Genomic DNA, 24,145 nt, shown 5'->3' on the forward strand with positions numbered 1-24,145 from the left:
CTGAATGTTTTATTGCAGCGTTAGCTGATTAGCATTTTAAGCTAGGGTCAGATCTAATAGAGAGAGGATTTTTTTATTTTCTCATTCTTCTCATTTTCCTCTCTAACAATTTTTTTTCCGCTTAATATGTCCTTTATTTCATCTCCTGTTAAAGTTTCAAACTCCAGTAGATTTTCGGCAATGAGATCTAAGCCTTTCTTATGCTTGGTCAAAATGTCTTTCGCTTTTTCATAGCAAGAAGACACAACTTTCTTCACTTCTTCATCTATAAGTTTTAACGTATCTTCAGAAATTATCTCAGAACCATGCATAGTTTGTTCGCGATTGTGATAGATCGGACCTATTTTGTCGCTCATTCCCCATTTTGTTACCATAGAACGTGATAAATCTGATGCTAGTTTTATATCTGAAGATGCGCCGCTTGTGACTTTATCATAGCCAAAAATTAGCTCTTCTGCCACACGTCCACCCATTGCAACAGTTATATCTGCTAGAATCTTTTCTCTTGTGAGGGACACTCTATCTGTTTCTGGTAGTCTCATAACTAAACCGAGTGCCCTACCGCGTGGAATAATTGTTGCTTTGTGTATAGGATCAGAAGCAGGCATATTAACAGCAATCATCGCATGGCCAGCTTCATGGTATGCAGTCAGTCTCTTTTCCTCTTCTGTCATAATGAGAGATCGCCTTTCCACACCCATCATCACTTTATCACGTGCATATTCGAAATCATCCATGGTAACAATCTTCTTGTTTCTTCTTGCAGCAATAAGCGCAGATTCGTTCACTAAATTTGCTAAATCAGCCCCTGAAAAACCAGGTGTTCCTCTTGCAACTGTTTTCACATTTACATCAGGGGCCATTGATATTTTCTTTATATGCGTATTTAATATTTTCTCGCGCCCATTTATATCGGGTAAAGAAATAGTAATCTGCCGGTCAAAACGACCAGGCCTAAGCAGTGCTGGATCTAAGACATCCGGACGGTTAGTCGCAGCAATTATTATTACGCCCTCATTAGACTCAAAGCCATCCATCTCAACTAATAACTGATTTAATGTTTGTTCTCTTTCGTCATTACCACCACCAAGACCAATGCCACGATGTCTACCCACCGCATCTATCTCATCTATAAAAATTATACAAGGAGCATTTTTCTTGCCTTGATCAAACATATCACGAACACGGCTCGCACCAACACCAACAAACATCTCAACAAAATCAGATCCAGAAATGCTAAAGAATGGCACATTAGCTTCTCCTGCAATTGCACGAGCAAGTAAAGTTTTACCAGTTCCAGGAGAGCCAATTAAAAGGCACCCTTTTGGTATTTTTCCACCTAATATTTGAAATTTTTGCCTTTGTTTAAGGAAATCAACGATTTCTACTAGCTCTTCTTTTGCTTCATCAATTCCGGCAACATCATCAAATGTTACTTTTTTCCCACTAGTCATGAGTCTAGCCCTTGACTTGCCAAAGCTTATAGTTCTGTTGCCCCCCGCTTGTGTTTGTTTAAGAAAGAATAGCAAAAAGCCAATAAAGATAAATGTTGGGACCCATGAGATAAGTAATCCACCAATTACGCTCATGGCAGAATCTCCAGTTGAAAAGGAGAATCTCACTTTTCTATCATGTAAATTTTTTATTAGGTCGCTATATATAACACCGCTTGAGTTGAAACTTGAACCATCCCTAAACTTGCCCTCAATGCTCTGGTTTTTTATGACAATATTTTCTACATCATTGTCTTCTAGTCTAGTTAAAAATTCCGAAAAAGGTATGGTTGTTTTACTTCTACCTACATTTCCGCTGAACTGAATATAAACAACTGAAATAAGAACAATAATTACTAACCAGATCAATAAGCCTTCTAAAAATTTTTTCATTTCTATTTCTAACTAAGTACTAATCAAGCTTACCAAATTTTGTTTTATCGTGCTATTAATAATGCATTGAACCTTATCGTCATTGGTATTTTTTTCGTTATAATTTACATCAGGATAAGCAAGCACCTTTCCATCTTTTTGTACTGTAGGCAAAGAATAAAAGACTTCAGGGCAGCAGTTGTAATCCTTCAGAAATTCAGGAACTTTTTGTGTTTTTTTTAATGGAGCGATGATAACTGAACACTCTTGATTTCCGAGTATTGTGCAGCTAAATCTGTTATCCCATTGAGTAGGTTCATTTAAAGGTAGGTTTACGGTAATTTCTTGTATCTTTGACGATTCTCTAATTATTAAGATATTTTCTCCATATTTTCTTATTTTGCACCCAGAAAGTGTACAGTTAACATTACTATCCTTTTGCAATATTTTATTAAATATCGCAATAAGGCTATTGTACCTTGGTTTATAATGTTTACTGGCAATTGCCATTATAGAGTAAAGAAGAAGCCTCAAGGCTATTTCCTCTGGCAATTGATAAAATTCACTTAGTTTAATTTCAATATAACCAAGATCATGAACATTAACACAGTCATTAAATGCAAGGTGTGTGTAGTGCATCAACGCTTTTGCAGCTCTTTTCATATGAAGGGCTGTGAGGCATATTCGCTCTGTTAAAATCTCTTGATTGTCACTTGCTTTAAGTAAGCTACGGTATAAAGTTCGCCTGTATTTTAAGTTATAGTTGCTTCTATCTTCGATCCATTTTAACCGGTGAAGCTTAGCGTACTTTTCTATTTCACTACGACTAAAATTTAACAATGGCCTAAATATATAAATACCATTTAAGAAAGATTTGTAATCCATTGATGATAATCCATCTACGCCACTACCTCGCTCCAATCTTAATAAGAACGTTTCTGCTTGATCATCTTTGTGATGAGCAACGAGCAAACATTTAACATTATTGTTTTTACAACACTCTGCTAGTAACTTATATCGTGCTTTTCGTGCCTGTAATTGAATATTACCTTTAATATTTTGCTTCTCCCAATTTAATATGAACGATTCCTTTGCTCCAAGTTCTTTTGCATAACTTGTAACAAAATCAGCTTCTTTTTGAGACTCTGAACGTAACCCATGATTTACTGTTAATGCTATAGGAAGTGAAAGCTTGTTTTTTTTTGCCCAGTTAGTCATTAAGTGCAGTAAGACTATACTATCTACACCACCTGATACTGCAACTGCGATTTGGTTATAGAAAGCAAAGCTATTAGCTATATTTTGAAATAATAACTCTAATTTCATTATGTTTCTTGATGGCAAGATAGCCTCTACGTCATACAGCGACTTATTTGTGGTATATATAGATCCCACTAACAAGCAGCGGAATTGCTCTCTTTTGTCATCCCAGTGCTTGACACTGGGATCCAGGTTTTAATGCAAGAAACTATTTCTTTATTCCAGAAAATGAAAATTCCACTCTACGATTTTTAGCATGCTCTTTTTCATATTTAGAATTTCTAGAATCATCTTTTACATTAACCAAAGGCTCAGTTTCACCCTTAGAAGCAGTTTTTATTCTGTTTTCTATGTAGGGTGCACAACTAACCATAAATTTTTTAGCTGCATCTGCCCTTCTAGCGCCTAGCGCAAGATTATATTCATGAGAACCACGGTTGTCAGTATGACCAGTTAAAGTAACCTTCGCGTCAGGGTTATCTTGTAACACCTCCATTACGTTAAGTAATGCATCTGCGCTTACTTCAGTAATACTAGATTCATCATAACCAAAGAAAATTCTTTTATCACCTATCTGCTTAACAACAGAATTCATTTTATTTGTTGTATTTGCTCCTTTTTTTGGGCAAGAACTTACACCAGTAAGTAGCAAACAAAAACAGCACATTATAACCAGTCTACTCCACATTACTAAACCTCCATAAATTTTAAAATAGTGCGTAACTTTAATTTCAGTAGCTAATAATCTCTCCATATTGTAATATAGTCAAGAGAAATAAAATACTAAATACTTTTTCTACACCCTTACAATTAATTTTCTTATAATATGCTGGACTCTGAGTAGAAAAATCCAATAAAGGAATAAAAAGTACAATTTTTTATTGTACTTTAAGCAAATATACTTTTAACTTTATTATTAATCTATTACGATATTAAAGAGATGTTTTCTAAAACAATGAACAAATTATGAAATCTTATAAGTTTTTAGAGGAAGTATTATATAGGGTAAAGAATATCGAAAATACGCTAAAAGTACTAAACCAAAGCCAATTGAATATAGAGGACAAAGTTGAACAAATGAGTCTTCTAGAAGAAATCAGACATGAAATTATCTCTCATGATGCAATAAAGGAATCATTAGCAGATGCTCTTGGTAACAAAAAAAGTGCAAATACTCAGCAGCTAAAGTTAATAGAGAGAATACATAAAAGCAACAGTGCTGTTCCTATTGATTTAGTAAAGTCTTTATCCAAAGCTAAGGTTGAATGCCAAAATTTATGGAAACTATCTCATTCTGAAACCAGTAACTTAGAAAAACTAAAAGAACGTTTTACTGATTTAATCACACTCATTCGCGAAGTAGCTTCTATAAAATCGCAGCAATTAAAATGCTCAAAATACGACTTACTGCTTGCTGACTATGACTCTGATATCACAGAAAAGAATATAAGGGAAGTATTCCCCAAGGTAGGCAAATTTTTTAGCGAAAATGTGGATGAAATAATTGAAAAGCAGAAAAAGGATAAGGTTACTAATATACAAAGAGTTGCTACTCAGAAGCAGATTGAACTTGGCTCGTTATGTTTACAGCAAATGGGTATTGCACTAAATGAGATTCGTACTTCTTATTACTACCCTATAGATTATGATGAATCTGATTTTTGTTATGGTTTATTTTCACTTTTACGGCATAGTGGTTATGCGATTTATCAAAAATGTTTAGCGCAAAATTCTATAAGTAGCCCAATTACGAGACATGTTATGTATGAAACTCAAGGGTTATTCATGGAAAGGATGATTGGAACATCCAGAGAATTTATTGAGTTCATTCAACCACACATAAAAGAGAAATTTGCTATAAAAGGCAAAACTAATAGCAGTGTTGAAAATTTGCACTTGGTTTTCAATGAAATAAACCTTTCCTCTTCTTTAAAGAACGCAGATGAATTTAGTCTGTTAGCTCATATTATGTTGAGAACTAGGTTAGAACAGGATATAATAAATGGTACACTGGAAGTTAAGGATCTGCACGATGCGTGGCTGGAAGGTATGAAGCACTATAAAATTCCAGTAAAAGCTAAAAATGAGCTGGACACTTATTTTCAAGATGAATATTGGGCAAGCGGTGTTATGGGCTACTTTCCTATAAAAATTATTGCTTTAATTGCTGCTGTGCAGATTTTCTCTTTCGTTAAAAAGAATCATTACGAATCATTAAGTGCTATAATAAAAGGAGATTTTAGTTTACTTATCAGTTGGTTATCTCAAAATATATACAGTGCAAAGTGTGGCCTGGAACTGCTAAAAAAAGTAACAGGCAAGGGTTTAGACGTTGAGTGTGTTACTTACTACCTATCTGAAAAGTATAATTTGTCTCAATAAATGGTTTTCTTGAGTTATGTATGAATTTTGTTCGAAAATTGACCGGAAAGTTTTATAGCCTTTTTACTTTCAAAGGTTTGTTTGCTAGCGATATTGCCATAGACCTTGGTACTGCAAACACTTTAGTTTATCAGAAAAATCAGGGAATAGTGCTTGATGAGCCTTCAGTTGTAGCAAGAGTAAAAGAAAAAGGAAGCTACGTTCCTTATGCTTTTGGTAAAAAAGCTAAAATGATGCTTGGAAAAACGCCTGGAGAAATAGAGGCGATAAGGCCCTTAAAGGATGGAGTTATTGCTGATTTTAAAAGTGCGGAAGAAATGCTAAAATATTTCATACGCAGTGCAAACACAAAATTCACTGTTAATAAACCTAATATTATCATATGCGTTCCATCTGGATCCACGCCAGTTGAAAGGCGTGCTATACAAGATGCAGCAGAAAGTGCTGGTGCAAATGAAGTATTTTTGATTGAAGAACCAATGGCTGCAGCAATCGGAGCTGGGCTCCCAGTTACTGAACCTGAGGGTTCTATGATCGTTGATATAGGAGGCGGTACAACTGAAGTTGCAATTATTTCTTTAGGCGGAATTGTTTATTCACGTTCTGCCAGAGTAGGTGGCGATATTATGGATGAAGCAATAAAATCGTATATTCGTGAAAATCATAAGTTATTAATCGGTGAAACAACTGCTGAAAAAATTAAGAAAAACGTAGGTTCAGCCAGTCTGCCAGGTGAAAATAACAAAGAGGGAATGATAATTAAAGGCAGGGATTTAGTGAGTGGCATGCCAAAAGAAATGCTTTTATCAGAATATCAAGTTGCAGAAAGTTTAATAGAGCCTGTACATCAGATAATTTCTGCTATTAGGACTGCACTGGAGAGCACTCCACCTGAACTTTCTTCTGATATAGTCGATAGAGGAATAATTTTATCCGGTGGTGGTGGATTATTGCGTAACTTGGGCAAAGTTATCAGTGAAACAACAAAATTACCAGTTCGTGTTGCAGATGACCCACTTTGTTGTGTTGCCTTGGGTAGTGGAAAAGTGCTTGAAAACATGGATTATTTTGGCCATGTTTTATTCAAGCAAGATTAAATTGTTTTTGAAGGTAGTTTATCGAATTGTTTTGATGGAATTATGTAATATAAATGAGATCCCAGTGTCACGCACCAAGTAATTTGAAGGCAACTTCCAGCAGGAAAGGGTGTCATCCGAGTAGCTGACACTGGGATCCAGGAAACTTGATTACAAATAAATATGCTGTTTTAATGAGTTTGCATAAATAGACACTAGATTCCAGTGTCAGCTACTTTCATGACATCATCTACTATGTAAATTGCCCCCAAATCAAAACGTTTGCACAGTTGTATGTTGGAATGACACAAGATTTGCGTTTATAAATTAAGGCGATTATGCTAAAAGAATTTAAAATTGAACCTCTGCTAAAAGATAGAGCTCCACACCAGACCAAGGCTATTGTTGCAATGTCCGGGGGAGTTGATAGCTCCGTTGCTGCAGCACTGCTATATAACTTTGGGTACCAGGTGATAGGTGTGACTCTTCAACTCTATGGCACCGACGGTAATGCTAACGCAAGAAAAGGTGCATGTTGTGCTGGACAGGATATTTACGACGCTAAGCGCGTGGCTGAAAGTGTTGGCTTTCCTCACTATATTTTAAACTACGAGGAAATATTCAAAAAGGAAGTAATAGAGGATTTTGCAAGTACCTATATGCGTGGGGAAACTCCCATACCATGCGTAAGATGTAACCAAACGGTAAAATTTCGTGATCTATTGCAAGTTACAAAAAATCTTGGTGCGGATGTGCTCGTAACAGGACATTACGTGAGAAGATTAGAAAAAAATGGTGAGGTAAAGTTGTGCAGAAGCATTGATAAAAGTAAAGATCAAAGCTATTTTCTATTTGCTACAACAAAGGAGCAGTTGAAGCTTTTGCGATTTCCACTAGGTGGGTTCTATAAAAGTGATATAAGAAAATTAGCAAAGTATTTCAGCTTACAAATCTCTGAAAAGCCGGATAGTCAAGATATATGCTTTGTTTCCGAAAGCTATAGTAAAACAATAGCTAAATTAGCTCCACAATCTGTACAGAAAGGTAAAATAGTGGATGTTAATGGAAAAGTGCTAGGCGAGCACAGTGGCATAGTAAATTTTACAGTGGGGCAAAGAAAGGGCTTGGGTATCGCACACAATGAACCTCTTTATGTGATAAAAATTAATACAGAAAATAATGAGGTTATAGTAGGTCCGATCAACGCATTAATGCAAAAAAAAATATTGATCAAGGAGTTAAATTGGTTAGAACAACCAAAGGAAGGTATGGAAGTAACTGTGAAGCTGAGATCATCACATGCGGGAAGTTTAGCAACAATACATTCAACTGACGAAAAAAATAAAGCCTGTGTCATTTTAAACGACGATTACTTTGGCATCAGTCCAGGTCAAGCCTGTGTAGCGTATAAAGATGAGCAAGTAATTGGCGGTGGATGGATATGCTCTTAACTGGGTGGCTTAATTTTTTTATGCAGAATGTAAACGTACAATAATATTTATTGCTATTTTACCCTATATCGCTTATACTATAAAGTAGAACATTATAGGTTTTAGCAATGGTTAAGGAAGTTGAAGAACTAATAAAAATTGTTGGTAAGGGTAATTTATTAGAGACTTTGTTTATTTTTTTAGGTGGCTTTCAACATGCCGACTTAGATCGTAGTATGGACTGCAGAAATCATTTTGGTTTGTCTGCATTCATTAAAAAAGAGGGGGAGCCATTAGATGAATATTTTAACTTAAAGTTTAGTCTACAAGGGCTGTTTTTAATTTATGCTCAAGCTTATAAGATACTTAGTGAAAACAATAACCTGAATACTAAAGATGTCATAGATAAAATATATGAAGTTATTAAAGGGTCTGAGTTAAATAGAGATATAAATGAAGTAGTAGAAGTAGATGGAAGTAAATTAGATTTACTTAACATCTTAGCAAGTCCAAAGAGAGAACCAATATTTAAAACAGAAGAAGATTTTGAAAATAAAGTGCTTACTGACGTTAAAAAATTATTAAATGAAAAATCTGATAAAAAATTTTTTTTTAATAAATTTGTTATCGACTGTTACTATTCTATTCATCAAGATATAAAGGTAGATAAAGATGTGGCTTTATTGTTTTCTCTATTATATTCTTTGAGCGGTAGTTATAAAGAACCTTTGTCACCTGACAAAATAGTAAAAAGAGAAGTATTAGAGATATGTGAGAATCAGTTAATAGAGAGCTATATAACCCTCTTAGCTAGGACATTACACATGATCGGATTATCAAGTAGAGATAAATATACAATCGACCATGAGAATGTGGATCGGCAAGAGGAAGGCTTGAAAGAGCATTGTAAATTCGAATTATATCGTATAAATACAAAAAACACCCTAGAGCAACTGTTAAAAAACCAAAATAGTGATGAATTTGAACAATTAGTAACGAGCCCTAAAAATATATACTACTCAGTGCCACAAGAAGAGAATAAATGTAGGCCAAATTTCATTGTCAGCAAGAAAAATCATAAAAACACAGCCTGTAAACTTATTTTGGGTATGTTTGTATTATCTGTTGGGTTATATGTTGCTGATTATTTCCTTATGGAGCAAAAATTGTTCAACTCAATAAAAAATGTTTTGCCACAAGACAACCTTACTAACTTGATAGTTGGTGCGGTGCTTACTATTGTAATAGTATATGCTTTATTTCAATTATCACAGAAACCACCACTTTCAACAGTCAATGGAATGACGAATGAAAATTTAGAACAGCCCCATGCAAAACAAGCTTAGAACTACATAAATGTAGCAACTTAAAAGCACATATTGTATAATGCTTATTCTTAAGTTAAGAGGTGATTTATGGATTTAAGTAAAATAACAGCGGGACCAAATGCGGTGAATGTGGTAATTGAAATAAGTGCAAATGCTGAGCCTGTAAAGTATGAATTTAATAAAGAGCTTGGGTTGTTACAAGTTGACAGATTTTTGTCTACCTCAATGACTTATCCTTGCAATTATGGGTTTATACCAAATACCTGCGCAGGTGATGGTGATCCTGTGGATGTTTTGGTGCTAACTCAATTTCCCTTAGCATCTAGTGTTTTAATATCGGTGCGTCCAATAGGCGCATTACTCACTAAAGATGAAAAAGGAGAAGATGAAAAGATATTAGCTGTGCCTGTTTCCAGTGTTGATAGCTATTATGACAATATAAAGGACTATTCTGACTTATCTAAAAACCTATTAGATAAAATTGCTCATTTCTTTTCTCATTATAAAGATCTAGAAAAGGGAAAAACGGTAGCAGTTGGAGAATGGGTTGGTGTAGAAGAAGCAAAGAAAATCATTGAAAAAAGCAGAAATTAGTTTGTGTTGATTTAGCCAAGATCTAAAAATTACACTGTTTGAAAAATGTTGTTGTTTTTAATGTTGCAATTAAAAGCATTAGACAGGCGGTAGAGGTCTTGGTATTATATAATCTTTAGGTTCTAAATTTGGAAGGGTGGCCGAGCGGCTGAAGGCGGCGGTTTGCTAAACCGTTATACGATTGAAAAGTCGTATCGAGGGTTCGAATCCCTCTCCTTCCGTATACTGTTTTAGCACGGTTTAAATTCGCTATGTTGGCATATTTTTAGCCTGTTTACCAGCGTACCTGATTTTGTTGCAATGGTTTTCATTTCCATTGTCACTGAGATCACTACTAAAAAGTTGGCTAGCATTATTTATTATAGAATTGGTTATTAACCTTACTTATATGCATAAAATACTAATTTTACTGTTGATAGTGTTGCCACTTAGGTTGCTTGCAACCGAGATTGAAATTATTGCAGATGTAAATGGCGAGCCAATTTCAAATTTAGATATCGAAAAACGCATCAACTTTATAAATTCATTGTTTGGCACCCAAAGTGTTAATCAAAAAGAAGCAAAACCTCAAATTCTTAGGGAGCTAATAGACGAAATTATCATTATCAATGAAGCGCAGAGGCTGAATATAAAATTGAGCAACGAGGAGTTAGATAATGCTATCATATTATTTTTAACCCAAAGTTTTAAACTTAAGGCTAATGAAGTTGATCAATACATAAAAAAGCATAATATAGATCTTAGTATTTTAAGAAAACAAATAAAATGTCAGTTACTATGGAGCAAAATTATTGAAGTAAGAATTGTGCCATTTATTAATATAAGCGATAAAGAAGTAGATGATGTAAAAAGGCAAACAGAAAAGCCGGATTATCTTATCACGTTCCAAGAGTTTATAATTCCTGATCAAAAAGACAAGGATGTTTATGGCATAGCTGAAGATTTAGTAAAAAAATTACGTAATAGTAATAACCCGGAATCTCCAATAAAGATGCGTAAAGCAACAGTTAATTTAAGTCAGCTCAAAGATAAACTTAAGAGCGTTTTAGAAAGACTAGAAACCGGCGATATAGCAGGTCCATTCAGTTTCAGTGAAGGTTACTCTATTATAAAAGTCATAGACAAGGTACAACTTAATTATGCACTGCTGGAAAGCACTTTAAAATTAAAACAGATTGTGGTTGAGGGTTCAGAAAGTTTATTGGATAATTTTCAAGAGCAAAAGGTCAATTGTTTAAATTTTGACAAATTAGCAGATGATTTTAAGTTGCCAAACGCAAAAGAGTTTGAAATAAAAATGCGAGATTTAAATCCTGATTTACAGATTTTATTTAGTAAAACAAGTGTGAATGAAATAGTAGAATTAAGAGAAAATGGCACTGCAAAGTTAATGATGTTGTGTGATATCAAGAGTAATGCAGCGGATATAGAAGCAATTAAACAGCAGATGTACCAACAAAAGATTATGATACAAAGCAACTTGTTATTAGATGATATGCGTAAAAATTCAGCTGTCAGTTATCGGTATAGTTGAAGTCAGAGAGTGTCCTTGTCTCTGTCTTTGTGTACGAAAATTACTTTGTTCTATAAAATTTCAAAAAATTTGAACAAATATAGTTAAAATAGCACATGAAGAATATAATGCTAATTGGTGGTGGAGTTGGAAATGCAGTATTATTTTCGATAGGGAAGGCGTGTCTTGAAAATAATAATAAGGTTTTGTACTTTGCTGGCTATAAGAAATTAAGTGATGTATTTAAACGAGCACTGATAGAGCGTGCATCAAATGCAGTAGTTTGGGCATGTGAAGAAGGATTGATAGAAACAAGCAGAGATCAAGATAAATCCTTTCATGGTAATATAGTTGATGCAATAGTCTCTTATCAACAAGGAAGATTAGGTATTAATTTAAACACTATAGATAAAATTATCACTATTGGTTCTGATAAAATGATGAAAGCTGTGAATGAAGCTAGAAAAACAATTTTAAAGCCATATCTGAAGTCAAGTCACATAGCAATATCGTCAGTTAATTCTCCTATGCAGTGTATGATGAAAGAAATCTGCGCTCAGTGTGTTCAGCAACATATAAATACGGAAACAGGAGAAAGGAGTTTTGTCTATAGTTGCAGTAATCAAGACCAGGATATGGAATTTATTGACTTTGATTTTTTAAGTGAGCGCTTAAAGCAAAATAGTTTACAAGAAAAACTCACTGCGAAATGGATAGATCATGTTCAAAGATATTAAACAGCACAAAAAGGAAATAAGAGAGCAATATAGAGCTATAAGAAAAGATATTGATGAAAGTTATTCCAGTTATGCGGCAAGTTCCCTTATTAATCTCTTTAATCAGAACTTAAGTTACGTTAAAGGCAAAACAATTGCGGCTTACATTCCAATGGATGGGGAAATAAATGTTGTCCCTTTGATGTGTTGTTTGCTCTATTTAGGTTATAAAGTAGCAATTCCTGATAAAAATCAGTTGCTAAGATTTGAGGGATGGAACGAAACAAATGAAGATGTAATTCCCGACACAATCATTACTCCTGTTGTTGCTTTTGATGATCATTTTAATAGATTAGGTTTTGGCGGTGGTTGGTATGATACAATGATAGAAAAACTGCGGCCGCTTGGAAAAATATTTATAGGTGTAGCCTATGAGAAACAATATTGTAAAAATTTACCTGTAGAAAAGCATGATCAAAAATTGGATATTATAATCACTGAGATGTGTGTTAGATGTGGAGGTGGATTGCTCAAAAAAGTGGATAGAAAGGAGTAGCGTAACCCCACTTTCTGATAGTAATTTTTGCGTCAAAACGCTCCTCAAATACATCAAATATTTGGTCCTGTGATTCCTTCTTCACTCACTCGTTCAGCACTTGAACTACCTAATTGAGAATCTGGCTTTATTTCCTGAGCTTTCTCATTAACTTTTTGTTCTACCTCTTTTATGTCACTACCAATTGCCATAATTGCAGGTTGAAATTCGCTCATAAAATCTACAAGTTTCTCCATGTCTTCCTCATGAGTACTAGTACCCTTGCTCATAAGATTGTTCAAAAGACCAGCCTTATCTTCCCCTATTAACTGTCCTATGGCTGCTAGTTGCTCTTGATTCTGAAGCATTTTTATTATTTTTATTTCATTACTAAGCATTGTTCTTTCTCCTTCATCAGCTTCAAGATTCTTTTCCATTAAATTGCTTATTAACTTTTCAAAATTATTTTCTCTTCTTTGAACCTCAGGTAATTTATCTATTAAATCCTTATATGAACTTTTCACTGCTTTTCCTGCTTCAATCGCTCCTTCTTTTATTTTTTCCCCTGCCTTTCCTATACCTATTCCTACATAACGCGCTCCAATAGCTACAAGCGCTATTAATGTAGCAAGCACAATAAGCGGAGAAAATGCTACTCCCAATACTATTCCTGTAGAAGCTATTCCAATTTTTTTATTTGCAGATGCTGATTTAAAATAATTGACTAGATTGTCCAGCGGACCTTTATTATTATTTATAACATTACTTATTGCTTGCTGATTAACAGATTTTAACGCCTCTTCTATTATTTTTGGTGTGACATTTTCAGAAATTAAACCTTCAAGCGCTTCTTCAATGAGTTTTATAAATAATTCTTTATTTACCTCCTTTTGCAAGCCTTGGTCATTAATTGCTAAATTTAAACCTTCGAGATTCATCCCTCTAACTTGTTCTGATAGGGCTTTAAGTAACTCCTCTTTTCCCTCTGATGGGGATTGTGCAATGCTTTCTATTATATCTGAAACAGCTTTTCTTAGTTCTGAGTAGTCAGTGTCAAAAAACGTACTGTTTGTAGGTGCCATATTCAACTTCATCAACTATAAATATGCCTAATTATATATACTAATTATTAATTATATTATAATAAATATGAGATAATTAATATAATAACCTCTTTCCAAATATAGAATTTGTATTAAAATATCTAGATTACATGAAATTAAGGTACTTTATGGGCGGAAAAAAATTAAAAGCTGCTGTGGTTTTATCAGGGTGTGGTCACCTTGACGGTGCAGAGGTAAGAGAAGCGGTTTTAAGTTTGCTTGTGCTTGATCAGCAGGAAGTGAATGTTAAATGCTTTGCACCTGATATCAATATCACACAAGTTATGAATCATAAAACAAAGGAGGCAGTGAAAGAAAAAAGGAATGTGCTTGCAGAATCAGCAAGAATCGCAAGAGGTGAAATATATGACTTAAAAGAAGCCAAAGCTGAAAATTTTGACATGCTAGTTGTACCTGGTGGATACGGGGTTGCAAAAAATTTATCTGATTTAGCTGAAAATAAAGACATGGTGACAGTAATGCCTGAATTTGAAAGATTAGTTTCAGAATTTTTTGTTACAAAAAAGCCAATAGGAGCAATATGCATATCTCCAGCCATCATTGTTTCAATTTTAAGTAGCAAGATAGGTAAAGAAGAAAGTAAGGTTAAGGTAACTATAGGAGATGACAGAGAACAGTTGATAGAGAAGCTTGGTGGTGAACACATAAAGTGTGATACAGGATTATCAATAGAAGACGAAGAACATAATGTATTTTCCTGTTCTGCTTATATGCGTAGCGACGAAAGTATATACTCTGTATATCAAGGGATAAAGCATATGATTGACAGCATGGTAAAAAAGATTAACAAAAAAACTAAACAGCCATTCCTCTAAGATGTAGTAATTTAGACTTCCTTACACAATTAACTGTTGAATTTTACATTCCTAGCTGTATTATGGTTATATAGCTAAAGTGCTCTAGGTTTACGACTATTACTTGTTAGCGGCGTGGCGTAGGGCTGCACTAGCTATATATATTTAGCTCTTTTTTTATAAACGCAAGGTGTTTTATATGTCAGACCTTTTCTATATTGAAACTACGTGTTGTGTGGACGGTCAGTGTGATGTCTATACAGGGGAAGTGAGTTTTAATGATGTCATGTTAGGCAAGTTCAGTCTAAATTCGTGCAGCGGGAAAGAAGCTATGATAAATCTAGACGTTATTACATTCGATATTAATATCGCTATCGATGGTCAAAATGGAAAGACAATGAAAAGAAATCTTAAAGGTCTTGAATTTGTAACTAAAGATGATGGTTCTTGGTATATTAATAAGGATTTTGGCAATGATAGATTTGAAGTTATAGTAAAGCAATCATAATTTTACATCTCAGGTGTAACATTTAGTATAGGTGCTATTCTATTTATAATGTTCTTTACTATAGGCGCAGCAATTATTCCCCCGGTATGGTGTATCCCTTGAGGTTCATCAATAGCAATTAGCACTATATACCTTGGGTCAAGCATAGTTAGCACTCCTATAAATGACGCTATGTTTGCATCTTTGCTATATTTACCATCTACAACTTTTTCCGCCGATCCAGTTTTTCCTCCTATTGAATATGCCTTTATTTTTGCTTTTCTGCCAGTGCCATCTGTTACTGCTGCGCGTAATAATTTTCTCATTTCCCTGGAGGTTCTTCTTGAGATAATTTGCTCTCCTATACTTCTTTTATTCAACATCAAGGTTGCGTTATGAAATATCCCATTGTTGATTAATGCTGCTGCAGTTTGTGCAAGATGTATAGGAGTTACAGCTATGCCATAACCATAAGATGCTGTTATTAAAGTGTTTTCACTCCATTTATCCGGGATTATCGGTGTAGATTTTTCTGGTATTTCTATTTTCAAAGGAGAAAATAGCTTCATAGCTTTAAAGTATTCTACTTGTTTTTCAATACCTAATTTAACTGCAATTTTTGCTGCACCAATGTTGGATGATTTCACAAATATATCTCGCACAGTGATTTCCGGAATCTTAAATTCATGAAGATCATAAATTTTATATTTCCCAATAGTGATTGGCTTTGACACGTCATATAAATCATCAATTTTTACAACGTTTGCATCAAGCGCTGCGGCTATTGTAAAGAATTTTAATACCGACCCCATCTCATACACCCCAAGACTGGCGCGATTAAACTTTTGTACGTCTTCTGCCTTATTCTGTAGGTTGGGGTTAAAATCAGGCAGACTGACCATTGAGATGACTTCACTATTTCTCACATTTAAAACAATTCCTACTCCGCCGAGTGCCTGATATCTGCTTACAGCTTTAGTTAGCTCTTCATGCACTATGCTTTGCACTCGTGTATCTAAGGATAGTTGAATACCCTGGTAAGGTGTTATTCCAGCGCGTAATGCTGGAATCCACGTATTTTTTTTCTGGACCCCAGTGTCAGCTACTTGGATAACAGGATGTTGTTTGTTTTTACTTATATATGCCTCAACTCCTGCAATACCGTTGCCATCTATGTCAGTGTAACCAAGCACGTGTGAAAATAAATTACTGTGAGGATATATACGTTTTACATCGTTATAGAAGTTTATTCCTGGCACGCCGGCATTTTTTATTGCTAACAGTTCTTTTGGAGTCAAGTGCCGCTTTACCCAAGCAAATTTCTTTTTTGAAGTAAGTACTCTATATGAATTCTCGTATTCAAGATCATTCAAAATAGAACACAGTTGTGCTGCTATACTTTCCGGATTCTTTACTTTGGTTGCATCTGTATATAGTGATGTTGTGGGCACATTTGTTGCTATTACCACTCCATTTCTATCTAAAATATCAGGTTGTTTATATACTGTATTATCTTTTCTAAAATTTTCTGAAGTAGTAGGTTGATCAAATGTTAAAGAGAATATGCGAAAAATAATTATTATATAAAATATAAATAATGGTACTATAAAACACAGTGAGCGGAGCTTATTTTTTAGTAATGCTTGCATATTTACTTGATTTGACAAAAATGGAAATCATCTTAGCTGAGCCGCGAGGTTTTTGTGCCGGGGTAAAAAGAGCTGTGGACATATTAGCTATTACTTTAGAAAAATACAAAAACAAGTGCCAAGTTTATGTGCTACACGAAATTGTTCACAATAAATATATAGTAGAGGACTTTAAGAGACAAGGAGTGGTTTTTGTAAACAGTATCGAGGAAATTGAAGATAATGGAGGAATACTGATCTTCAGCGCGCACGGAGTATCAAAAAATATAGAAGATGAAGCAAAAAGAAAGGGTATTCAAGTGATTGATGCAACATGTCCTTTAGTCAGCAAAGTGCATAAAGAGGCAAAAAGGTATGAAAACAGTGGTAAAGAATTAATTCTCATTGGGCATGAAAACCATCCAGAAGTTAAGGGAATTAGAGGAAGAGTAAATAATCCTATCATTTTAGTGCAAACTGTGCAGGACGTACGCAATTTAAAAGTTAAAGATCCAGATAATTTATCTTATGTTACACAAACCACGTTAAGCATCGACGATACCCGTGAAATTATTGTTGCCCTGAAGCTCAGGTTTCCAAGCATAACAGGTCCAGATTTAAAGGACATATGCTATGCAACACAAAACAGACAAAATGCTGTTAAAAAGCTAGCTGAAATTGTAGACATGGTGTTAGTTGTAGGAAGTAAAAATAGCTCAAATTCAAACCGCTTATTAGATCTGTGCACTGCCAGAGGAAAAAGAGCCTACTTAATTGATAATTACAGCTGTGTGAATAAAAGCTGGTTTCAGGGCGTAGAAAAGATAGGAATCACTGCAGGTGCTTCCGCTCCTGACATATTGGTTGATGAATTAATGGACTACCTAAAAGTAAGCATGAATGTAGAAGTTTCAGTTATGCCAGGTGGTATTATTGAAAATGTTCAGTTTAAAATACCGAATCTGGTTTAAAACACAACTTATCTACTAAGCTTCTCTTGAAATCACACAAATCAGCATCTATAGCTAAGACGTCATACCGCGATTCATTAGACTTCTTGCATAACCTTATAACAAACTTTTATTGGGAATAGAAACGAAAAACTTCCTTGACAAACTCCGCCAGCCCCCTTATCATGAAACTGAAGGTATTCAGTTATCTTCATCTGTGCAGATTAAACAGCAAGAAAACAACGTAGTTGGCGTCTTGTTTTTAATTTTTTGCACTATGTGCACCTTATGTCTTCACAATATTTCTAGGTTTTTACCTATATAAGCTGAAACGCGCTTATAAGTCGTTTAAGACAGTATAGTACGCCAATTTGCAGGATTAGGGAGTGAACACTAATTACCACGGGGTTTCTTTTGCCTTTTTTTCTGCTTAGTAAATTTCTTAAACATTTAAACTAAGGTGAGTTGCATTTAAAAGCAGCTAAATTGCAGTGTTTAAGACTTAAAAAACGCCAATACTGAAAATAGACAATGACTAGGCCTTCTTTTGCCTTTTTTTTCGTTTGGTAAATTTCTTAAATATTTATAGCTAAACGACAATCGTCATCCCGCTGCTTGTTAGCGGGATCTATGCTAAGAGATACCGCGGCGGTATGACGTAGGACTGCTGTCATTCTGGTGCTCCTTTTTTTGTCATCCAAGTAGCTGACACTGGGATCTAGCCTTTATTATTTGGTTGAAATTAAGTCTTCTGGATCCCAATGTCAGCTACTTTCATGACATCATCATAAAGTAAAATGAGATCCCAGTGGGCTTTGTTGCATCGCTAGCTATGATGGATTAAAGATAAAAAAGATGGAGAATATCAGTAGCTTATTATTCTGGTATTTATAACAAGAACGGTCAGTGAATACCTAAATTTGAGTAAAAGAAATTTCACTACCACTCACTAATCCGGCTAAAATTCAAGAATTTCAATGCTTTAGCTATTTTCAATAGAATTAAGTTTATTAATATAAATAATAAATTACTATTCTTAAATTTGATCAGATTGATTGCAAAAAAACAAGATTTTCAATAGGTTGCTTATAATCCTAGCTATAGTTAGCCTTTCATAAGTAGCGATGCAACAAAGCCATCCCAGTGTCACGCACTGGGATGACAGCTAGCCTGACAACCGTCATTCCGCTACGTGTTAGCGGAATCTATGCTAAGAGATACCGCGGCGGTATGACGGTTCGTGGTAGTATGACGGTTCGCGGCGGCATGACGGTTCGCGGCGGCATGAAGGTTCGCGGTGGCATGACGATAAGCTCGTCATCCCGCTACTTGTTAGCGGGATCTGGAGATACCGCAGTGGTATGACGTAGGAAAACCTAAGCTATACTTTTATAACCCAATCAAAATCCTGGATCCCGCTAACACGTAGCGGAATGATGGTTTTTCAAATCGTCGGTAAGCCTAAGTCAGTTTAGCTATATGCTTTTAATTCCCCAAAAGGAGAATTAAATATGTGAAGTTCTAGTTGATATGATTTAATGAATGGTTAGTTTAAATTACTAATTTATTTAAGAGATTTTGATAATATTTAACCCACTCGCTTTTCTATTTTCCATATCGCGATGAGCTTGAATTATTTCATCAAATTTATATTTTTTATTGATCCGTACAGTTAAAAGTTTTTTTCTTATCATCTCGAAGATTTCCATTGTGGTAAGCACTAATGTGAATCTATCATGCTTATAATGGTATATTGAGGTTCCAGTTGCAAATAACGAACGTGAACTAAGTAAAGAAAAACTAATAGGAGCGTTACCTGATATCTGCCCATAGGAAACGTATATGCCGAACCTGCCTAAAGATTCAAAAGAAAGCTTGCTTGTAGCGTAACCTATAGGGTCATACACTGCACCTACTCCTCTGTTTTGCGTAATCTCCATAACTTTAGAAACGAAGTCTTTATCATTGTAGTTTATTGCGTATGTGCAGCCACTTTGTAAAGCTATCTTCATTTTTTCATCAGAGCTTACAGAACCTATCACTACACCTTTTTTATCCTTTGCCCATTGGCATATTATTTGTCCTAAGCCACCATTAGCCCCATGAACTAGCACGAAAGCACCAGGCCTAACTTTATAAGATTGATTAACTAAATAGTGAGCTGTCATACCTTTAAACAGCACTGCAGCAGCAACTTCATCAGATATGTCATCTGGAATTTTTATCAGATATTTCTGGTGTATAATGCGCTTTTCACAATATGCCCCTGGAGGAGCTGTGCAATATCCAACTCTGTCTCCAACTTTGAATCCATCACTGATTTTTTTACCAAGTTTTTCAATAACCCCAACTGCTTCCACTCCAAGCACTGATGGTAAATTTTTAATTTTGCGTGTACCTTTTCTGTGCTCTAAATCATAACGATTTAAGCCGATAGTTGTATGACGTATTAAGACTTCCTCGCCTTTTGGCTCACCTATATTCTTATCTACAAATTCTAATACTTCTGGTCCCCCAGTTTTTTTTATTTGTATAGCTCTAACCATGATGAATGTAAGATAAAAACTTTGATTATGTTATCTAATAATTAATATTTTGCAAAGTCATTGTTTCCACAATTAACAAGCTTGACTTTTTTATCAAATATCTCTATATTTTAAATAAGCTATTTAAGCAATTAGAGAGTATAAATTATGTTAGGTAGAAGAGATAGATATATTAATAGGTATATTGCTCTTTGTGAGATATTTAAGAAAATAAGCAATAATACGAACATATGTAATGTAATAGAGCTAATAAAAGACAAATTAAAAGAAGGCACATTTAATACAAATAAAGAGTATAGTCAAAGTTGCAGTGATTTATTTGAGTTATGGAAAGCTGGAAATTTTGCAATTGACCATGAATTTCGTGTGCAAAATGATGGCAAAGATCCAGATGCCAGAAAACTCTTAGATATAGCTATCAACTCTAAATACCTTAACGTGGCAGAAGCTTTAGTAAGAGCTGGAGCGGACATTAAGCCAAAAAAAAATGGATTTACCTATCTACATACAGCTTTTTTTATACCATCTCCAAACCTTTTTAAGACTCTCATGGAGAGAAAAATAATCATTACCTCTAATGAGCAAGCATGTGCCATTTTAGAAGGTTTTACTAACTTTTCCCTCGACCAATTTTCACCAAATAAAGAGAATGCTGAAAGAGCTGAAAGTTAGATAAAATGTGTCAAGATGCTAATTAATCACATATTAAAGGAAAATCCCAACATAGAAATGCCAGATTCTGTAAAAAATAATAAGGAATTGGCTGAGTATTGGAATACTTGTGAAGCAAAGAATGAAGGATGGGAATTGATAACACCAAGCACTGAGACACAAGTAGTCAGTGCGCAAAAAGCAAATAAGAGCTCCTGTTCAATTCAATAGATCTGTTGCATAACTATTATTTGAATAACAACGCACTCCTTCTATAGCTAACACGTCATACCGCCGCGGTATCTCAAAGCATAGATCCTGCTAACGGGTAGCGGGATGACGAGGTTTACCTTATCGGATTGTTTCAACACGTCATACCGCCGCGGTATCTCAAAGCATAGATCCCGCTAACGGGTAGCGGAATGACAGTTTTTCAAATTGTCGGTAAATCTAAGTCAGTTTAGCTATAGCTCACGCTGCTTGGGTGGACAATAGAAAAAGTTTGTTACTTAAGCTTAAAAAACGTGTATGATAGCGTTATTTCACTTAAATCTTTTGTATTACTATCAAGCATTATCTCAGGATCTATATAGAAAGATACGGGCATAGCTGCTTTTTGTTTTGGTAGCAACATTTGTTCTTCAAAACAAAAGCATGCAACTTTATTAAAATACTTACCTGCTTTGAAAGGCGTAACGTTATATACTGCCATACCAAATGAAAGATGATCAGATAGATTTTTTGCGTAATAAAATGCTAAACTTTGTTCTCCTATGTTTACGTCAACGTAGTTAGTTTCTGATTTAAATTCCCAAGGTAGATCGGACATTATATCAGCATTGAAGTGGACCCTGATTTTTTGGTCAGTTGCACTTATTGTTGCATTAGTTACTTTTCTTGTTGTGCCACCATACCCGGTAGCTTTACAGAAAATGCTATATAATGGTACCGATGCATATGCAAGACATAGCATCAACACGACTAAAGATATTAAAAAGAAAACTATAGAATTCTTACTACCTTTCCTTAAAAAGGAAAACATCTAGTCCCTATTATTGAACAAGTTAAGTAACCTGAGTAGATTGAGAAATATGTTAATAAAGTTAAAATAAAGATCAGTTGCACCCAGTATTGCCAATTTAGTAGTAGCGACTTCTGATCCGTCGTTATATTTATAATAAACGTCCTTGATTCTTTGAGCATCATACGCAGTCATTAAGGTAAAGACTATTACTGATATGAACGATATTGCAAAGTAGAGAGGACTACTTCCAAGGAATAAATTTACTATGGATGCTATAATTATCCCCAAGACTCCCATAATCAAGAAAGAGCCCATACTTGTAAGATCTCTTTTTGTGGTATTACCGTATAAAGCCATAGAGCCAAACATAATTGATGTAATGAAAAACGCTCTTGCTATATTTTCTGCAGTATAAACTATAAAAATATAAGATAAGGAAAGCCCCATTAACACTGAGAACGAGAAAAATATAGTAACGGCAGACTGAGCACTTAGGTGTTGAATTCTATACCGCATATAGATCACCAATGCAGCCGGAGAGAATATTATCACAAGCGACAGAACAGGATTAGAATGAATTACCTGAAAAAGACCAGAAAATACCGTTAGAAACGCAACAAGCCCTGTAACGCCCAAAGCTAAAGCCATATAATTATATACTTTAGTTAGGTAACTTCTGAGCCCAGCGCTATAATAAACGCCCTGAGAGCGGATATCCTGTTCATTTCTCATGTAAGACATAAATGTAACTCCTTTTGTCCATTATTTAACACATTATAATATAAAACCACATTTTTATCAAGTATTTTTATTATAAACAGCTATGCGCTGGCATTTGTTTTAATATAAATAGAATATAGGCCTATTGCTGCTGCATTTGAAACATTTAAACTGTTAATTGCATTTGACATTGGTATTTTTAAAAGATAATCACAATTTTCTTTAACTAACCTCCGCATTCCTTTCTCTTCAGAACCAAAAATGATTACTCTTTTTTGGCCAAAGCTCTTTATTTCATCTATATCCTCGCCAGCGTTACAATCAAACCCATAACACCAGTAGCCGACCTTTTTTAAATACTGCATAGTTTTTACTATATTTGTAACGTATATTAGCGGAACAATATCCAATGCTCCACTTGCTGCTTTTGCAATAGATGCATTTTCACTCGGTGAGTGGTTATGTGGTAAAACCAATGCGTTGACATTAAAACAAGCTGAAGTTCTTAAAATTGACCCAATATTGTGCGTGTCAGTGACTTGATCTAAAATGACTATAGTAGAGCTGTCGTTTGAGCTTTCAGCTACTTCTTCGATGCTTAAGTTACAAAGAATAGGGGCAACATTTAAAGCAATTCCTTGATGGTTAGCACCTTTAGATAAAACGTCATTAAGTATTTTGTTTTCTACTAATCGAACTTTAATGCCCTTACTATTTGCACATTGCCTAATTTCTTTTTCGTGTTCTCTATAGAAATTTTCTGTTACTAACAGTTCTATACACCGCCTATTTTTATTCTTCAGTGCTGACATGCAGGTGTGCTTTCCATACAGCCAAAAATTCTCATTAGTTTTTGACGATTTCATCGTATTATCGAAAATCTGGTTTTTATAGAATAAGCAACATTTTACTATGTTTGGATATTGTTGTAAAATTATACAATTCGATTAATGCGTTTATGTCGGACGATGAGTTGGATTGGCAAAAAAATGTTAAGCCAATAGAATGTGGAAAAGTTACTTTAAAAGTTAATCATAAAGTAAATATAAAGTCTATGGTTGATAAAGGTACCTCCGACTTACAAAGGAATTTTCTTAATACTAATAATGGTAACTCATCATTTTGTCTTGACCAAAACACAAAATCAAAAGTTGATAGGGGTAAATATTTTATAAGCGATAAGCTCGATTTGCACGGCTATAGTATAGAGGATGCTTACTGTAAATTGATAGATTTTATTATCAAAAATTATCGAGCAGGAAATAGATGTTTATTGGTAATTACGGGATACGGCAGTGCAACAAATAAAACAGACACTATAAAGAATAACTTAAATAAGTGGTTAAATGATACTAAAATCCAGCATATGGTTCTATACTACCAGCAAGCTACGAAAAAACATGGTGGTAAAGGGGCTTTTTATGTTTTATTAAAAAGGCTTAGGCCCTATTAGCTGCTTAAGTTTCCTTTTAAGCCTTAATTTTTTTTATATAGCCATATAAAAACCAGTGTTCGGCAGCGC

25 protein-coding genes and 1 tRNA gene are annotated in these 24,145 nt (G+C 34.6%); 17 read left to right on the forward strand and 9 right to left on the reverse strand.

Features of this window, described 5'->3' with window-relative positions; genetic code table 11:
* Positions 1 to 53 precede the first annotated feature (53 nt).
* Both ftsH and tilS read right to left on the reverse strand, forming a co-directional pair.
* Positions 54 to 1,886: an ATP-dependent zinc metalloprotease FtsH gene (gene ftsH / locus OOK92_RS03535; protein WP_264731997.1), complete on the reverse strand. Its 1,833-nt coding sequence runs from the start codon at positions 1,884 to 1,886 to the stop codon at positions 54 to 56.
* A 12-nt stretch (positions 1,887 to 1,898) separates the two neighbouring features.
* Positions 1,899 to 3,191 carry a tRNA lysidine(34) synthetase TilS gene (tilS, locus tag OOK92_RS03540; protein WP_264736273.1) on the reverse strand — a complete coding sequence of 431 codons (1,293 nt, stop codon included), beginning with the start codon at positions 3,189 to 3,191 and terminating at the stop codon, positions 1,899 to 1,901.
* Position 3,192: 1 nt separating this feature from the next.
* Here tilS and OOK92_RS03545 point away from each other — a divergent pair, with 1 nt between their 5' ends.
* Positions 3,193 to 3,324: a hypothetical protein gene (locus tag OOK92_RS03545; RefSeq protein ID WP_264736274.1), complete on the forward strand. Its 132-nt coding sequence runs from the start codon at positions 3,193 to 3,195 to the stop codon at positions 3,322 to 3,324.
* Positions 3,325 to 3,333: 9 nt separating this feature from the next.
* On the opposite strand, the gene OOK92_RS03550 is transcribed toward OOK92_RS03545, so the two are convergent.
* A complete protein-coding gene (locus OOK92_RS03550; protein WP_264736275.1) occupies positions 3,334 to 3,813 on the reverse strand; it encodes an OmpA family protein in 480 nt (159 codons plus the stop codon).
* Positions 3,814 to 4,091: 278 nt separating this feature from the next.
* Between OOK92_RS03550 and OOK92_RS03555 the strand changes: the two genes are divergently transcribed.
* The 9 genes from OOK92_RS03555 to OOK92_RS03595 all read left to right on the forward strand — a co-directional run bounded on the left by OOK92_RS03555 (position 4,092) and on the right by OOK92_RS03595 (position 12,720).
* Entirely contained in the window at positions 4,092 to 5,507 is a 1,416-nt protein-coding gene (locus OOK92_RS03555; protein ID WP_264736276.1) for a gluzincin family metallopeptidase, read from the forward strand.
* Positions 5,508 to 5,527: 20 nt separating this feature from the next.
* A complete protein-coding gene (locus tag OOK92_RS03560) occupies positions 5,528 to 6,604 on the forward strand; it encodes a rod shape-determining protein (protein ID WP_253309829.1) in 1,077 nt (358 codons plus the stop codon).
* Positions 6,605 to 6,921: 317 nt separating this feature from the next.
* Positions 6,922 to 8,034 carry a tRNA 2-thiouridine(34) synthase MnmA gene (gene mnmA / locus OOK92_RS03565; protein ID WP_264736278.1) on the forward strand — a complete coding sequence of 371 codons (1,113 nt, stop codon included), beginning with the start codon at positions 6,922 to 6,924 and terminating at the stop codon, positions 8,032 to 8,034.
* Positions 8,035 to 8,141: 107 nt separating this feature from the next.
* Positions 8,142 to 9,359 carry a WD1261 family protein gene (locus OOK92_RS03570; RefSeq protein ID WP_264736280.1) on the forward strand — a complete coding sequence of 406 codons (1,218 nt, stop codon included), beginning with the start codon at positions 8,142 to 8,144 and terminating at the stop codon, positions 9,357 to 9,359.
* A gap of 69 nt (positions 9,360 to 9,428) precedes the next feature.
* Complete coding sequence (gene ppa / locus OOK92_RS03575) at positions 9,429 to 9,935, forward strand: inorganic diphosphatase (protein WP_264731982.1); 507 nt, start codon at positions 9,429 to 9,431, stop codon at positions 9,933 to 9,935.
* Positions 9,936 to 10,065: 130 nt separating this feature from the next.
* Positions 10,066 to 10,156: transfer RNA gene (locus OOK92_RS03580), tRNA-Ser, on the forward strand.
* A gap of 167 nt (positions 10,157 to 10,323) precedes the next feature.
* Entirely contained in the window at positions 10,324 to 11,469 is a 1,146-nt protein-coding gene (locus OOK92_RS03585) for a SurA N-terminal domain-containing protein (protein ID WP_264736374.1), read from the forward strand.
* Between the two features lie 95 nt (positions 11,470 to 11,564).
* Entirely contained in the window at positions 11,565 to 12,185 is a 621-nt protein-coding gene (locus OOK92_RS03590; protein ID WP_253309835.1) for a ferredoxin reductase domain-containing protein, read from the forward strand.
* On the forward strand, positions 12,169 to 12,720 hold the full coding sequence (locus OOK92_RS03595; protein ID WP_264736281.1) for a 5-formyltetrahydrofolate cyclo-ligase: 552 nt from the start codon (positions 12,169 to 12,171) through the stop codon (positions 12,718 to 12,720). Before OOK92_RS03590 ends, OOK92_RS03595 begins: the two co-directional genes overlap by 17 nt.
* A 53-nt stretch (positions 12,721 to 12,773) precedes the next feature.
* Here the strand turns inward: OOK92_RS03595 and OOK92_RS03600 are convergent, their stop codons facing one another.
* Positions 12,774 to 13,781, reverse strand: coding sequence for a hypothetical protein (locus OOK92_RS03600; protein ID WP_264736282.1), 1,008 nt, complete (start codon positions 13,779 to 13,781; stop codon positions 12,774 to 12,776).
* Positions 13,782 to 13,930: 149 nt separating this feature from the next.
* Here OOK92_RS03600 and elbB point away from each other — a divergent pair, with 149 nt between their 5' ends.
* Both elbB and OOK92_RS03610 read left to right on the forward strand, forming a co-directional pair.
* Positions 13,931 to 14,638, forward strand: coding sequence for an isoprenoid biosynthesis glyoxalase ElbB (gene elbB / locus OOK92_RS03605; protein ID WP_264736283.1), 708 nt, complete (start codon positions 13,931 to 13,933; stop codon positions 14,636 to 14,638).
* 178 nt (positions 14,639 to 14,816) lie between these two features.
* Positions 14,817 to 15,125 carry a hypothetical protein gene (locus OOK92_RS03610; RefSeq protein WP_064125016.1) on the forward strand — a complete coding sequence of 103 codons (309 nt, stop codon included), beginning with the start codon at positions 14,817 to 14,819 and terminating at the stop codon, positions 15,123 to 15,125.
* Positions 15,126 to 15,127: 2 nt separating this feature from the next.
* Here OOK92_RS03610 and OOK92_RS03615 read toward each other — a convergent pair whose 3' ends face one another.
* Positions 15,128 to 16,753 carry a peptidoglycan D,D-transpeptidase FtsI family protein gene (locus OOK92_RS03615; protein WP_264736285.1) on the reverse strand — a complete coding sequence of 542 codons (1,626 nt, stop codon included), beginning with the start codon at positions 16,751 to 16,753 and terminating at the stop codon, positions 15,128 to 15,130.
* A 20-nt stretch (positions 16,754 to 16,773) separates the two neighbouring features.
* Between OOK92_RS03615 and ispH the strand changes: the two genes are divergently transcribed.
* Together ispH and OOK92_RS03625 are read left to right on the forward strand one after the other, a co-directional pair.
* On the forward strand, positions 16,774 to 17,703 hold the full coding sequence (gene ispH, locus OOK92_RS03620; RefSeq protein WP_264736375.1) for a 4-hydroxy-3-methylbut-2-enyl diphosphate reductase: 930 nt from the start codon (positions 16,774 to 16,776) through the stop codon (positions 17,701 to 17,703).
* A gap of 1,137 nt (positions 17,704 to 18,840) precedes the next feature.
* Positions 18,841 to 19,047, forward strand: coding sequence for a hypothetical protein (locus tag OOK92_RS03625; protein WP_264736286.1), 207 nt, complete (start codon positions 18,841 to 18,843; stop codon positions 19,045 to 19,047).
* A gap of 203 nt (positions 19,048 to 19,250) precedes the next feature.
* Here the strand turns inward: OOK92_RS03625 and OOK92_RS03630 are convergent, their stop codons facing one another.
* Positions 19,251 to 20,228: a quinone oxidoreductase family protein gene (locus OOK92_RS03630; RefSeq protein ID WP_264736287.1), complete on the reverse strand. Its 978-nt coding sequence runs from the start codon at positions 20,226 to 20,228 to the stop codon at positions 19,251 to 19,253.
* Between the two features lie 147 nt (positions 20,229 to 20,375).
* On the opposite strand from OOK92_RS03630, the gene OOK92_RS03635 reads away from it, so the two are divergent.
* Together OOK92_RS03635 and OOK92_RS03640 are read left to right on the forward strand one after the other, a co-directional pair.
* Entirely contained in the window at positions 20,376 to 20,900 is a 525-nt protein-coding gene (locus OOK92_RS03635; protein ID WP_264736288.1) for a hypothetical protein, read from the forward strand.
* A gap of 15 nt (positions 20,901 to 20,915) precedes the next feature.
* The gene (locus tag OOK92_RS03640; protein WP_264736289.1) at positions 20,916 to 21,110 is read left to right on the forward strand and encodes a hypothetical protein; all 195 of its coding nucleotides are present in this window, start codon (positions 20,916 to 20,918) and stop codon (positions 21,108 to 21,110) included.
* Positions 21,111 to 21,384: 274 nt separating this feature from the next.
* Here OOK92_RS03640 and OOK92_RS03645 read toward each other — a convergent pair whose 3' ends face one another.
* The 3 genes from OOK92_RS03645 to rlmB form a co-directional block, all read right to left on the reverse strand.
* Entirely contained in the window at positions 21,385 to 21,921 is a 537-nt protein-coding gene (locus OOK92_RS03645; protein ID WP_253307274.1) for a cytochrome c oxidase assembly protein, read from the reverse strand.
* A complete protein-coding gene (locus OOK92_RS03650) occupies positions 21,922 to 22,644 on the reverse strand; it encodes a Bax inhibitor-1/YccA family protein (protein ID WP_264688029.1) in 723 nt (240 codons plus the stop codon). It lies immediately after the preceding gene.
* An 80-nt stretch (positions 22,645 to 22,724) separates the two neighbouring features.
* Complete coding sequence (gene rlmB, locus OOK92_RS03655) at positions 22,725 to 23,489, reverse strand: 23S rRNA (guanosine(2251)-2'-O)-methyltransferase RlmB (RefSeq protein ID WP_264736290.1); 765 nt, start codon at positions 23,487 to 23,489, stop codon at positions 22,725 to 22,727.
* Between the two features lie 92 nt (positions 23,490 to 23,581).
* On the opposite strand from rlmB, the gene OOK92_RS03660 reads away from it, so the two are divergent.
* Positions 23,582 to 24,076, forward strand: a complete 495-nt coding sequence (locus OOK92_RS03660; protein WP_264688028.1) for a Smr/MutS family protein — start codon at positions 23,582 to 23,584, stop codon at positions 24,074 to 24,076.
* The last annotated feature ends 69 nt before the right edge of the window (positions 24,077 to 24,145 follow it).

The organism is Wolbachia endosymbiont (group A) of Rhinocyllus conicus (assembly GCF_947250775.1).
GTDB lineage: Bacteria > Pseudomonadota > Alphaproteobacteria > Rickettsiales > Anaplasmataceae > Wolbachia.